General features: G+C 48.0%; 10 protein-coding genes. 8 read left to right on the top strand and 2 right to left on the bottom strand.

What is annotated here, in order from left to right:
- Positions 1–119 precede the first annotated feature (119 nt).
- The 8 genes from JMX98_RS05570 (at position 120) to JMX98_RS05535 (ending at position 10,848) form a co-directional block, all read left to right on the top strand.
- Positions 120–929 (top strand): phosphatidate cytidylyltransferase, encoded by an 810-nt coding sequence (locus JMX98_RS05570; protein ID WP_201585197.1) that lies wholly within the window; start codon positions 120–122, stop codon positions 927–929.
- Between the two features lie 68 nt (positions 930–997).
- Positions 998–2,209, top strand: coding sequence for a 1-deoxy-D-xylulose-5-phosphate reductoisomerase (gene ispC / locus JMX98_RS05565; RefSeq protein WP_201585196.1), 1,212 nt, complete (start codon positions 998–1,000; stop codon positions 2,207–2,209).
- 85 nt (positions 2,210–2,294) lie between these two features.
- Positions 2,295–3,662, top strand: a complete 1,368-nt coding sequence (gene rseP, locus JMX98_RS05560) for an RIP metalloprotease RseP (protein ID WP_201585195.1) — start codon at positions 2,295–2,297, stop codon at positions 3,660–3,662.
- Positions 3,663–3,926: 264 nt separating this feature from the next.
- Positions 3,927–6,386 (top strand): outer membrane protein assembly factor BamA, encoded by a 2,460-nt coding sequence (gene bamA, locus JMX98_RS05555; protein ID WP_201585194.1) that lies wholly within the window; start codon positions 3,927–3,929, stop codon positions 6,384–6,386.
- Positions 6,387–6,556: 170 nt separating this feature from the next.
- Positions 6,557–7,579: a UDP-3-O-(3-hydroxymyristoyl)glucosamine N-acyltransferase gene (gene lpxD, locus JMX98_RS05550; RefSeq protein ID WP_201585193.1), complete on the top strand. Its 1,023-nt coding sequence runs from the start codon at positions 6,557–6,559 to the stop codon at positions 7,577–7,579.
- Between the two features lie 123 nt (positions 7,580–7,702).
- Positions 7,703–8,212: a 3-hydroxyacyl-ACP dehydratase FabZ gene (fabZ, locus tag JMX98_RS05545; protein ID WP_227680045.1), complete on the top strand. Its 510-nt coding sequence runs from the start codon at positions 7,703–7,705 to the stop codon at positions 8,210–8,212.
- A 183-nt stretch (positions 8,213–8,395) separates the two neighbouring features.
- Entirely contained in the window at positions 8,396–9,175 is a 780-nt protein-coding gene (lpxA, locus tag JMX98_RS05540) for an acyl-ACP--UDP-N-acetylglucosamine O-acyltransferase (protein ID WP_105245063.1), read from the top strand.
- 320 nt (positions 9,176–9,495) lie between these two features.
- On the top strand, positions 9,496–10,848 hold the full coding sequence (locus JMX98_RS05535) for a sodium-dependent transporter (RefSeq protein WP_201585192.1): 1,353 nt from the start codon (positions 9,496–9,498) through the stop codon (positions 10,846–10,848).
- 135 nt (positions 10,849–10,983) lie between these two features.
- Here the strand turns inward: JMX98_RS05535 and tgt are convergent, their stop codons facing one another.
- A complete protein-coding gene (gene tgt / locus JMX98_RS05530) occupies positions 10,984–12,135 on the bottom strand; it encodes a tRNA guanosine(34) transglycosylase Tgt (RefSeq protein ID WP_075101550.1) in 1,152 nt (383 codons plus the stop codon).
- 213 nt (positions 12,136–12,348) lie between these two features.
- The gene (asd, locus tag JMX98_RS05525) at positions 12,349–13,482 is read right to left on the bottom strand and encodes an aspartate-semialdehyde dehydrogenase (RefSeq protein WP_198337062.1); all 1,134 of its coding nucleotides are present in this window, start codon (positions 13,480–13,482) and stop codon (positions 12,349–12,351) included.
- Positions 13,483–13,737: the final 255 nt, after the last annotated feature.

Below are 13,737 nucleotides of genomic sequence, written 5' to 3'. Positions count from 1 at the left end.
CTTATGAAATAATAAACCGCTTTTGTTGCAGTCAGTAGCAATGAGTGGGCTATTGTGGATTAGCTGCTATAATGCATTTTTTGACCATACGTTTTTCATTATTATAAGGCTCAATGAGTATGTGGCAACGGATTAAGACGGCAATTGTTCTCGTTATTATCGTTGGTATTGCAATGTTTGCGAGCCAAACACCGATTTTGTTTGCGCCGCTGTTGGCGATAGGGGTAATCATCGCCGCTCACGAATGGACCAAGCTGATGCCCAAATGGCGTCAGCCAGCGTTGTTTGTGCTTTTGGTTTTGGCGCTGACCGTGGTGTCACTGCTGTTTAAAGTGACGTGGCTGTTTTGGTGGGCCGCATCGCTCGCCATATGGCTGATGGCGCTGTCTTGGGTTCGGGTCTTTCCGACAACGACCAATTGGTATGGCAAAAAGCTGGGCTTGATGGGCGCGGTGATATTAACCGCCGCCATCACGGCTATGTTTTATCTGTGGCAGCTATCAGCTTGGTGGCTGCTGTATGTGTTTTTATTGGTGTGGTGCGCGGATAGTGGGGCATATTTTGTCGGGCGCAAGCTTGGTCGCCGCAAAATGGCACCAAACGTTTCACCCAATAAAAGTATGGAAGGATTGGCCGGCGGCATTGTCACAGGGTTGCTCGTCGTCGTGGCCATCAGCGTCTTTAAGCTACAGCTGACAGGGGTGCCACTGATCGCCTTTGCCGCGCTATCGGTACTGACGATATTGGCTTCGGTACTCGGCGATTTGTTTGAGTCAATGCTCAAACGTCGTGCTGGTGTCAAAGACTCAGGGAAAATCTTGCCAGGGCATGGTGGTATCCTTGATCGTATTGACTCCTTATTGTCTGCCACGCCGATATTTGCGCTTGGCTTTTGGGCACTGCAATACTTTGGTTTGATGGTGGTATAAAAGTGTCTTGCTTGGATTTATCCAGTTAGGCTTTATTTTTTTTGTATTATTGATAGGCAACGATGGTTATGATGCAACGTATCGCAGTATTAGGCGCAACTGGCTCGATTGGCGATAGTACGTTGGCGATTTTGGCGGCCCATCCGCAGCAGTACCAAGTCTATGCCTTGTCGGGTTACCATCGTTTGGACAAACTGTTTGCGCTTTGTCAGCAGTTTTTGCCAAAGCGCGTCAACGTACCGGCAGCCGCAGTCGATGATTTTGCTCAGCGTCTAAGCGCAGCGAAGCTTGATACCGAGGTCGTTGGCGGCGCAGCAGGGCTTGTAGATATCGCCACCGATAGCCAAACCGATACGGTCGTTGCTGCCATTGTCGGTGCAGCAGGGTTGCCTTCTACATTGGCCGCCGCGCGCGCAGGCAAGCGTATCTTGCTTGCTAATAAAGAAGCGCTGGTGATGGCAGGACAGGTGATGATCGATGCGGTCAAAACCCACCACGCCACTTTGTTGCCGCTTGACTCTGAACATAACGCGATTTTTCAGTGTTTGCCGGTAGATATCCAACAAGACAGCCGCCAGATTCACCAGCCAAAGCACGGGGTGCGTAAATTGTGGTTGACAGCCTCTGGTGGGCCATTTTTGCAGCAGTCATTTGCGCAGATGCAGCAAGCTGGCGTCGCTGAAGCCGTCAAACATCCCAATTGGTCGATGGGACAAAAGATATCGGTCGACTCGGCAACGATGATGAACAAAGGACTTGAGTTGATAGAAGCCTGTCATTTGTTTGATTTGAGTGAGGATAAAATAAATGTGGTGATTCATCCACAAAGTATCATTCACTCAATGGTAGAATATAGCGACGGCAGCTTTTTGGCGCAGCTGGGTAGTCCAGATATGAAGACACCCATTGCTCATGCACTCAGCTATCCTGCGCGTATCGATAGCGGCTCGCAGCCTTTGGACTTGTATGCGCTAAACGGCCTAGAATTTATCGAGCCTGATTTACAAAAATTTGCCTGTTTGCGTTTGGCGAGACAAGCCATGCAAGCGGGTACGCAGGCGACCATCGTACTCAATGCCGCCAATGAGATTACCGTGGCCGCGTTTTTGGCAGGACAAATTCGCTTGACAGATATTGCTGATATCAATGAGCAGGCACTCAGTGAGATACAAGTACCGCTGTTAGCGGCGTCGGCGGATATAGAAGATATATTGTCAATTGACCAGCTAGCGCGTCGGCATACTGAGGCATTGGTGGCCAAGGTGGCAAAATCCATATAAGCGGCGCAGACGCTATAAGAATAGAAGTCCTGCAAATCAGCCTTGTACGAGAGAACTTGCTAAAAAACCATATTGAGAAGATATCATGACGTTTTTATTGACGCTCCTTGCGGCCATTTTTGTCTTAGGTCCGCTCATTGCCCTGCATGAATGGGGGCACTATATCGTGGCGCGCCTGTGCGGTGTTAAGGTGCTGACATACTCTATTGGTTTTGGCCCCAAAGTCGCAGGCTGGACCAGCAAAAAAAGCGGTATTGATTATCGTATTTCGGCGCTGCCACTGGGCGGCTATGTCAAAATGCTCGATGAGCGAGAAGGCGAGGTGGCAGCCGATGAGCAGCACTTGGCATTTAACCGCCAGCATCCGCTAAAGAAAATCGCTATCGTTGCAGCAGGCCCTATCATGAACTTTGTCATTGCGATTGGTTTGTTTTGGGTGTTGTTTATGACCCCGTCTGAGCAGTTGGCGACAAAGATTGGGCAGGTGTTGCCTGATACGCCAGCGGCCACCGCTCAGCTGCCCGTTGGCGATAAGATTGTCGCCATCGATGGTCACGAGGTACAGACGTGGGAAGGGATTAATTACCGTCTCGCTGGACGTATGGGCGAGACAGACAATATAAGTGTCACGCTACAAGCTGGGGACAACGCCGCCAAGACTTACTACGCGCCTGTGGATGAGTTTATGCAAGGCGATAACCATGGAAAAGATGCGCTGAGCAGCTTTGGTATGCTGCCATGGCAACCGACGATTGCCCCTATCGTCGGTGAGTTGACACCTGATGGTGCCGCCAATCGTCAAGGCCTCAAGGTCGGTGACCGTATCACGGCGATTAATGATGTCGCCATCGCAGACTGGATCAGTGCCACGCGCATCATTCGCGATAATCCTGAGACTTTACTCAATTTTACCGTCTTAAGAGAGGGTAAGCCTGTACAATTGGCCATTATGCCGCAGGGCAAAAAAGACAATTTAGGTAACGACTTCGGGCAAATTGGTGCTATGGTGGCACAGTCTGAGATTGTCATTCCTGAAGATTATAAAACCACAGTGGTCTATGGTCCAGGCGAGTCACTGGTCAAGTCGTTTGAAAAAACCGAACAGTTGGCGGTGATGACGGTCAGCTCGATGGGCAAAATGCTCTCAGGTATGATTGGTCTCGATAATTTATCAGGCCCGATCACCATTGCCAAAGTCGCCAAACAAAGCTTCGATATTAGCTGGCAGATGGTGTTGTCTACCGCCGCGCTGATCAGTCTGAGTCTGGCAGTGCTCAACCTTTTGCCCATTCCTGTATTGGATGGAGGGCATATCGTCTATCATCTCATAGAGCTGATTCGCGGTAAGCCGCTCTCAGAAGGCGTGCAAATGGCTGGACTTAATATCGGCTTACTCTTGCTGGCAGGTTTCATGGTGTTAGCAATTGGTAATGATATCAGCCGACTGTTTTGATGGTTTGCCCAAGCGTTTGGGTGATAAGGCAAGATACACTAATGGTTTTACGCGTATCGGGCAGCGATTGCGGGTGTGAAGGCAGAGCAGCTTTGTGCCGCCGTCTCTGTACTAATCGTAATTTTTAGTTTATTTTATGATGCGTTTTATATAAAGTGTTCTGAGTCTTGTCCGCCGAAGTGTGCGACTTTATGGTAAATGGACAAGACAACATGTGCTTTTTAACTTAACTTAAGTAATTTTTTTTATTGACGGATAGTGTTTATGCGTACGCCTTTATTTATGAGCGCGGCAGGGTTGCCGTTAGTGGTAGCGATGATGAGTATGCCGGTACAGGCTGCAGAATTTGTAGTGACTGACATCGGTTTTAATGGCTTACAACGTCTAACCCCCGATAGCCTCTATCCGGTTCTACCTATCACGGTAGGAGATACGGTAAATGACAGCAGCTTGGCGGCCAGTATTAAGGCGCTATATGCGACCGAAAACTTCGCGGACATTCAAAGCCGTGTCGAAGGCGGTCAATTACGCTTTGATGTTGTTGAGCGTCCTACCATCGCCGAAGTCAACTTTGAGGGCAATAAGCTCATCCCAAAAGAAGGACTAGAGCAAGGACTGAGCAACGCAGGTTTGTCTGTCGGTGATGTGCTCAAGCAAGCGACCTTACAAGGCGTCGCCAACGAGCTGCAGCAGCAGTATATCAGCCAAGGCTACTACAACAGTAATATCGAAGTCGACCAAACGCTACTCGATGGCAATCGTGTCAAGCTCGATGTACGCTTTATCGAAGGCAAGCCTGCCAAAGTCGTCGATATCAATATCATCGGTAACAAGCACTTCAGCGATGATGAGATCAAAGATGTCTTTGCCGTAAAAGAATCTTCTTGGACACGCCTGTTATCTAAATCTGATCGCTATGCCAAAGAAAAGCTGGCGGCCAGTTTGGAAAACTTAAAAGCCTTGTACCAAAATGACGGCTACGTGCGTTTTGCCGTTGACAATGCGGTACTTAATATCAGCGAAGATAAGCGCAGTGTGTTTATCGAAGTCAGCCTAAGCGAAGGCGAGCAGTACCAGTTTGGTGAGGTCAATTTTTTAGGTAAGCCGACGTTTGAGACGACTGAGCTACAAGAGCTGGTCACCTTTGCCCCAAACGAAAAATACTCGCAAGCCAAACTTGATGAAACCACCGCCGAGCTCAAGCGCCGTTATGGCAACGAAGGCTATTATCTGGCCCAAGTCAGACCAGTACCACGTATCAATGACGATACCAAAATGGTCGATGTGGATTACTTTATCGATCCTGCCCGTCCTATCTACGTGCGCCGTATCAACTTTACGGGCAATATCAAAACCCAAGACGAAGTACTGCGCCGTGAGATGCGCCAACTAGAAGGCGCGCTTGCCTCTAGCGAAAAAATCCAATTGTCACGCACGCGTCTGATGCGCACCGGTTTCTTTAAAACGGTTAATGTCGATGTAAAACCAGTGCCCAACCAGCCAGACCAAGTAGACGTACATTACACGGTAGAAGAGCAGCCTTCAGGTAGCTCGACCATTGCCGCTGGTTACTCACAAAGTGGTGGTGTGACCTTTCAGTTGGATTTGACCCAAAACAACTTTATGGGTACAGGTAACCGAGTCAAAGCTGCGCTGTCTCGCTCAGAGACCCGCGACTCATATAGTTTGGGCTATACCGATCCGTACTTTACCGAAAACGGTGTCTCTCAAGGTTTGAGCGCGTATTATCGTGAGACCAAGTATGATGACAGAAACGTCAGTAACTATGTGACCGACTCCTATGGTGCCACGCTCAACTACAGCTATCCTGTGGATGAGACCAAACGCGTCAGCGCCGGTCTCAACGTGGATAATACCTCAGTACGGGGTGGTCGTTTCTTAGGGGTTTCAAACGTCCAGCAGTTAATCGATGATGGTGGATCTTTTGAGCAGTTCACCTTTATTGATGAAGAGGGTAAAGAGCAGCTTTCAGGCCGTACTGGTTTTAAAAACGACTATCAGACCTATAATCTACTATTCGGCTGGGACTATAGCACCCTAGATCGTCCTGTATTCCCAACCAAAGGTATGAGCCATACCGTTGATGCGACCATCGGCCTTGGTGATGCCAGCTATCAAAAACTTGTGTACCGCGGCAATATTTATTATCCGATTTATAAGGATTGGATAGCACGTGGTTATACCAAGCTTGGCTATGGTAATGATTTACCGTTTTATGAAAACTTCTACGCTGGTGGTTATGGCTCTGTTCGTGGTTATGAAGCCTCAACACTTGGACCAAAGTCACAGACGTATTATGATGCCATCAATGATGATGTGCGTTATAAAGACGAAGAAATCGGTGGTAACGCGCTGGCCAGCTTTGGGGCTGAGCTGGTATTGCCCATGCCATTTAAAGGTGACTGGGCTGACCAAGTACGTCCTGTGCTATTTGCAGAGGGTGGGCAAGTATTTGATACCACCGATAAAGAAGATCGTATGTTTATCGACCCTGCTACGGGCAAACGTCCTGTGGATGAGGAAAATAATCCTATCGACATTCCATTGCTAACACAAGACAATGACTTGCGCTTTAGTGCGGGTGCTGGTATCACTTGGTATACGCCAATTGGCCCTATCTCCTTGAGTTATGCGATGCCTATCGGTGATAAAGAAGGTGATGAGACCGAAAAAGTACAGTTCCAGATTGGTAATACGTTCTAACGTAGCGGCCATCTGAAGCGCTTTGGCTTTGATCTTATTTGTACGGCACAATAACTTGTGTGGTATAAATAGATGGTACTAGATAAATTGGTCATCAAGCTGATATAGCAGCTTGATGACTGTCTTATTTATAATACGACTTTTATTCTTACTTCATACTAATAATAACTATGATAGCGATTGAGCAACTTATCACCCAAATTGAGCAGCGCCAGCCTGTTATAAATAAAGCAGAGCTGAGCGCTGAGCAGTTATGCCAACAGCTTGGCGGTATCGGTAGTCTGACGACAGCCAATGACACGCAGCTGAGTTTTTTGGCCGATCCTCGTTACCTCTCTAGTTTGGCAGACAGTCAAGCAGGAACTGTGTTAGTCACAGCAAACCATCGCCAGCAAGTACCCGCATCAACCTTGGCATTGGTGGTCGCAAATCCATACTTGGCTTACGCCAGCGCCAGTCAGTTATTTGCTTATCAGTCAGCTTCGAGTCGTATTCATCCGAGTGCGGTGATTGCCGATAGTGCCATCATCGGCGAGCAGGTGAGCATAGGGGCGTTTTGTGTGATAGGCGAGCAGGTGCAGCTGGGAGCGCGAACAGCGCTGGCTGCCCACGTGACGATTGAGGCAGGTACGAGGGTCGGCAGCGATTGTGTCATCAAATCACAAGTGGTCATTGGTCATGATTGTACCATTGGCGATCATGTCAGAGTGCATGCTGGTACAAGTATTGGCTCAGAAGGTTTTGGCTTTGCCCCGACCAACGACCCAAGCACCACCGGGTGGGAGCGTATTGCGCAGTTAGGCCGAGTCATCATCGGTGATCATGTCCGTATTGGCAGTCAGACTTGTATCGACCGCGGTGCTATCGATGATACCGTCATCGGCAATCATGTGATTATCGACAATCTGGTGCAAGTGGCGCACAATGTGCATATCGGTGATGGGACGGCCATCGCCGCACACACCGGTATCGCTGGGAGTACGCATATCGGTAAACGCTGTATTATTGGTGGCGCGGTCGGTATCACTGGCCACATCGAGATTGCTGATGATGTTACGTTGTCGGGTATGACGATGGTGACCAAGTCCATCAAACAAGCAGGCTCTTACTCTTCAGGTACCGCGGCCATGCCAACTGCCAACTGGCGACGTGCTGCTGTTAGGTTTCGCCAGCTCGGTCGCGATGAGCGCTGATTTGACTGGCCACAAGATATCACTCTATTTCATAACCCTTAGTAGTTAACTATATAATATTCCATACTTGAATCCTTAACCTTTTAATCCTTTTATACTTAGCAATGAGCAAGGACGCGGCATATGAGCAGCAACGACATAGATGTTTTAAATGATACCGACATGAAAAGCTTGGCTGAGCAAGGCCTGACTTTGCCTCTGACTTATCATACGCTAAAGCACTACTTACCGCATCGCTATCCTTTTATGCTGGTCGATAAAGTGATCGACTGTATCCCTGGTGAATGCATCACTGGGGTCAAAAACGTCACCATTAATGAAGAGTTTTTTAATGGGCATTTCCCCAATGAGCCTATCATGCCAGGCGTGCTGATGGTCGAGTGTATGGCTCAAGTGTCAGGGGTGCTTGGGTTTATCAGCGCAGGATTGACTGGCGAAGATGGTTATCTGTATTTGTTTGCTGGGGTGGATAAGGTTCGTTTTAAGCGCCGCGTTATCCCTGGTGATCAGCTGATTATTCGGGCAAAAACTGTGATGCAAAAGCGCGGTATTTATAAGTTTGACTGTACCGTCCATGTCGAAGATGAGCTGGCGGCGAGCGCACAGGTGATGATTGCTCGTCAAGAGCAATAAAATTAATTGGCTGATAACTTTTAGGCTCATCGGTATCTAAAGAGTTATGTCAAAACAGGCAAGAAGAATTATAATGAGCATCGATATTTTGTCGCAAGACTGACTTTGGTTTGTTTGATAAGTTATGACTGACGGTCAGTGTTTTACCATTTATTCGCACCAGAAGATACAAAGGCCCACATTATGAGTCAGATCCATCCAACAGCACTCATCTCACCCTCTGCTCAGATAGATGAGACTGCCATCATTGGCCCGTACTGTATCGTCGGGGATGAGGTCAGCATCGGCGCGCATACGGTGTTGCATCGTCATGTGGTCGTGACCAAGCTGACTCGTATCGGCGCGCACAATCAATTCTATCAGTTTGCCAGTATTGGTGAAGATCCGCAGGATTTGAAGTATGCAGGCGAGCGCACTTGGCTTGAGATTGGCGATTATAATACCATTCGTGAGGCTTGCAGCTTGCACCGCGGCACCGCTCAAGACAGCGAGTTGACCAAGATTGGTAGTCATAATTTGTTGATGGTCAACACCCACGTGGCTCACGACTGCGTGATAGGCGATCACAATGTGTTGGCTAATAATGTGGGGGTAGCGGGTCATGTCACTATCGGCAACCATACCATCATCGGTGGCAACTCTGGTATTCATCAGTTTTGTACGGTAGATGACTATAGTCTGATCGGTGGGGCAAGTCTGATCTTAAAAGATGTGGCCGCCTTTACCATGGTATCTGGCAATCCTGCCAAAACCCATGGTCTCAATGTCGAAGGTATGCGCCGCAAAAATTGGTCAAAAGAGACGATTGATGTTTTGCGTCAAGCGTATCGTACGATTTTTAGATCGGGTCTGACTACTGTACAAGCGCTTGAGGTGCTGCATACCGAGCTACTACCGAGAGAGCCAAAGATTCAGCTGCTTATTGACTCCTTACAAAACAGCCGCCGCGGTGTCGTGCGCTAAGTGGTTAGTAGACAATTGATTAGGCTTAGCCACAATTTATGATAAAAAGGATTGTTGATAGTCCAAACTCTTGTTAGTTAGAGGTAAAATGATAAAAAGCCATAACCAATTGTTATGGCTTTTTATATTTATGGGCACTTGACTTTTTTGGTTGCTTAGCAGAAACTGAGCGTTTACGGTATTGTAAACAATTTTTTCTTAATGTTACTGGACGCTTCATATCGGGGCGTTTAATAATTCGTTTAAACATTATGATGGGCGGATTATGATAATCAAGGAAGGTTATCAGTGGTATTAATTGAAGCAAGAGGACGGAAAAGATGGCTATGAATAAACAAGAACATGCACAATGGAGCTCAAGCTTTGGCTTCGTGCTAGCAGCGGTAGGGTCGGCAGTTGGGTTGGGAAATATATGGAAATTTCCATATATGGTCGGTGAAAGTGGGGGTTCCGCTTTTGTTATCGCTTATTTATTCTGTATCGCGTTAGTAGGTTTTCCGATTCTAGTCGCTGAGTGGTTGATCGGTCGCCGCGGACAAAAAAACCCAGTCAATACCTTTGCTGATGTGGCCGCCAGCCAAGGCAAGTCACGCAGCTGGGGTATCGTGGGTGCGTCAGGTATTTTGGGCGGTTTCTTAATTTTATCGTTTTATAGTGTCATCGGTGGCTGGGCGCTAAACTATATCACCAAAATCGCCTCAGGTGAGTTTGTTGGCCAAGATGGCGACGCAGTTGGTGCGACATTTGATGCTATGCTGGCCTCAGCCGGCACATTGACCATTTGGCACACTGTGTTTATGGTGCTGACAGCTATCATCGTCGGTATGGGGGTGACAAGTGGTATCGAAAAAACCGCCAAGGTGTTAATGCCATTATTGGGTCTTATCTTGTTTGTCATCGTCGGTTATAACGTCATGAATGGAGGATTTGGTGAAGCGGTTGCTTACCTATTTGCTCCAGACCTTAGCAAGCTGACTGCAGACGTGATGCTTGCTGCGCTTGGTCATGCGTTCTTTACTCTATCTATCGGTATGGGCATTATGATTGCGTATGGCTCTTATTTGGGCCGTGAAGTTAACTTACTCAAGACCGCCCGTACAGTGGTTATCTTGGATACCGTGATTGCCTTGGCCGCTGGTCTGGCGATCTTCCCGATTATCTTTAGCAATGGCTTAGATCCTGCCTCAGGCCCTGGTCTTATCTTTGTCAGCTTGCCCATTGCCTTTGGTAGCATGGGCGCAGGTACGATCATCGGTACTTTGTTTTTCTTATTGATTACCTTTGCCGCTATCACTTCATCGATTTCGCTACTTGAGCCGACGGTGGAGTTTTTAGAAGAGCGTACCTCGATGAGCCGTACAGTATCGACCATCGTGGCGAGTATTGTGATTTGGCTACTTGGTATCGCAGCCTTGTTGTCGTTTAACCTATGGGCTGATTTTACGATCATGGGCAACGGTGTCTTTGATGCTTTAGATAAGCTCACCAGTAAGTTTATCCTACCACTTACGGGTCTGGCGGCGATTATCTTCCTTGGCTGGCAGATGGATCAGCGTAGTGTTCAGCAAGAGCTTGGTCTGTCTAATGGTACGTGGACGCTATGGCAGATTATCTCCAAGTTTGTAGCGCCAATCGCAGTGGTTATCGTATTTGTGACCACATTGATGGGTTAAAACGTTTGGCCATTAGCCTTTTTGAATGGCGCATACATCAGTCAAGCAGCAAAAAGGGCTTAAGAATTTTCTTAAGCCCTTTTTTGGTCTGAATGAGAGATAAGGATGCAGAGAGATAGATAGGCGTTTAAAGAGTTAGCGTAGGTTTAGCTCAGGCACCGTTTGACCACGCTTAGCATAAAACTCACTGACAAAGGCATCAAAGGTGTCTTGCTCGATGGCGTCTCTAATGCCTTGCATCAAGCGCTGATAATAACGCAGGTTATGAATGGTAGCCAGCTGCGCGCCTAGCATCTCTTTACATTTATTGAGATGGTATAAATAGGCACGGCTAAAGTTCTGGCAAGTATAGCAGTCACACTCAGGGTCTAGTGGGCCTTCATCGTTACGATACTGGCTATTGCGGATACGTACCACGCCTGCATTGTCTGTATCACCTGTGACAAAGTAATGGCCATTACGGGCGTTACGAGTGGGCATGACACAGTCAAACATATCGACCCCGCGGCGTACCGCCTCAACGATGTCCTCAGGCTTGCCAACGCCCATCAGATAGCGCGGCTTGTCTGCTGGCATCGCATCTGGGATATAGTCTAGTACATCCATCATCTCATCTTTTGGCTCGCCGACCGATAGGCCGCCGATGGCATAACCATCAAAACCAATCTCAAGCAGGCCCTCGAGCGATTGCTGGCGTAGATCTGGGTACATACTGCCTTGAATAATACCAAACAGCGCATTGGTGCTGCCTAGTCTGTTATGCTCATCGACGCAGCGCTGGCCCCAACGTAGTGACAGCTCTAAAGACTTTTTGGCCTCATCGTGAGTGGCAGGATAGGGGGTACACTCATCAAACTGCATGACGATATCTGAGTTTAAGCTGTACTGAATCTGCATCGACTTTTCTGGTGACAAAAACACCTTGGCACCGTCGATGGGCGACTTAAAATTGACGCCTTCTTCGGTGATTTTGCGCATTGCACCGAGACTAAAGACCTGAAAGCCGCCTGAGTCGGTCAAGATAGGCTTATCCCAGTGCATAAACTTGTGTAGGCCGCCGAACTTGTCGATGACCTCAGTACCAGGACGTAGCCATAAGTGAAACGTATTACCAAGGATGATATCAGCGCCAATGGCTTCGATATCACGCGGCAGCATGCCTTTGACCGTACCATAAGTACCGACAGGCATAAAGGCAGGCGTTTGTACGTCGCCATGATTGAGATGGACAGTGCCACGGCGCGCACGCGTCTCGCCGCTGGCCGTTTTGTGTAAGACAAATTGCATATGATAACCGCTATGTAAGCTATGGAAATGGCGCTAATTATAGCATTGTTAAGGGTTTATTGGGACAGGGATGCCAGTCTCAATTTTTCTGCTATTTATATTATGCGCGATTATGTACGGCTCATAGCGCGTTATGAAGAGTGAACCTAAAATCGCCATAAAAAAAGACAGCCATCTGCTGTCTTTTTTGGACTTCATAGTTGAGTTGTAAAATTAGGCGTTTTGCTCGCGGATGATGTTTAGCATACGGCGTAAGGGTTCGGCTGCACCCCACAGTAGCTGATCACCCACAGTAAATGCACCGAGATATTCAGGCCCCATGTTTAGCTTACGCAGGCGTCCTAGCGCCACAGTCAAGGTACCTGTTACGGCAACAGGTGTTAAGCGGTTCATCGTGGCTTCTTTGTCGTCTTCGACCAAGTCCAACCACTCATTACCGCTGTTTTTTAGCGCCGCTTCGATTTCCTCTAGCGGGATGTCTTTTTTGAGCTTGATGGTCAGGCCTTGAGCGTGGCAGCGCATGGCACCGATACGCACACACATACCATCGATAGGGATGGTGTTGGCTGCTGAGTTGCCAAGGATTTTGTTGGTTTCGACGCCGCCTTTCCATTCTTCGCGCGATTGCTTGTTTTCTAATTGCGCATCGATATAAGGGATCAAGCTGCCTGCGAGCGGTACACCAAAATACTGCTTAGGGAAGTCATCTGCGCGCTGGGTCTGCGCGATTTTTTTGTCGATATCCAAGATAGCACTTGCAGGATCAGCCAGCTCGTCTTTGACCGCATCACGTAGTACGCCCATGCCTTCGATGAGCTCGCGCATGTTGTTTGCGCCAGAGCCACTCGCCGCCTGATAAGTCATGGCGCTGACCCATTCTACCCAGCCTTTATTAAACAGTTCACCGATTGCCATCAGCATCAAAGATACCGTACAGTTGCCACCGATAAAGTCTTTTTTGCCACTGGCGAGCGCGCTATCGATGACATTGCGATTGACTGGATCAAGGATAATGATGCTGTCATCTGCCATACGCAAGGTGCTGGCCGCATCGATCCAGTAGCCATTCCAGCCGCTATCGCGTAGGGGCTGATGCACCTTTGAAGTGTAGTCGCCGCCCTGACAGGTAATAATCACATCACAAGCTGCGAGTGCATCGATATCATGAGCGTCCTTTAATTGGCTGGTCTGTACGCCATCGAAGCTTGGCGCATCGCCACCTGCGTTACTGGTCGAAAAAAACACGGGCGTAATACCATCAAAGTCTTTTTCTTGCTGCATGCGCTGTATTAACACTGAGCCAACCATACCGCGCCAGCCCACCAAGCCTACTGTTAAATTACTCATGAAATTTAATCCTATTTACAGTTATTTGTTGCATCGCCAACCAATAACAATGCCGTGAATGCTCCCAAAAAGCAAGGCGTTTTGGCGATTTTTAGCGGTTTTTTATACACTATTTGCTATGTTTACTATAACGTGATGTTATTAGTATGCAGATGCTGGTCATTGCGGTTTTATGGTACAAAAGCCTTATCAACAAAAGCTTGTCAACGAATCACCAAAACCACACTGCCAGATACTTGACATTGTAATGTTTTA

Source organism: Psychrobacter sp. HII-4 (assembly GCF_904846595.1).
GTDB classification, from domain to species: Bacteria; Pseudomonadota; Gammaproteobacteria; order Pseudomonadales; family Moraxellaceae; genus Psychrobacter; species Psychrobacter celer.
Note: the sequence above shows the minus strand (reverse complement) of the source record. Positions and strands in the feature narration are given on the sequence as shown.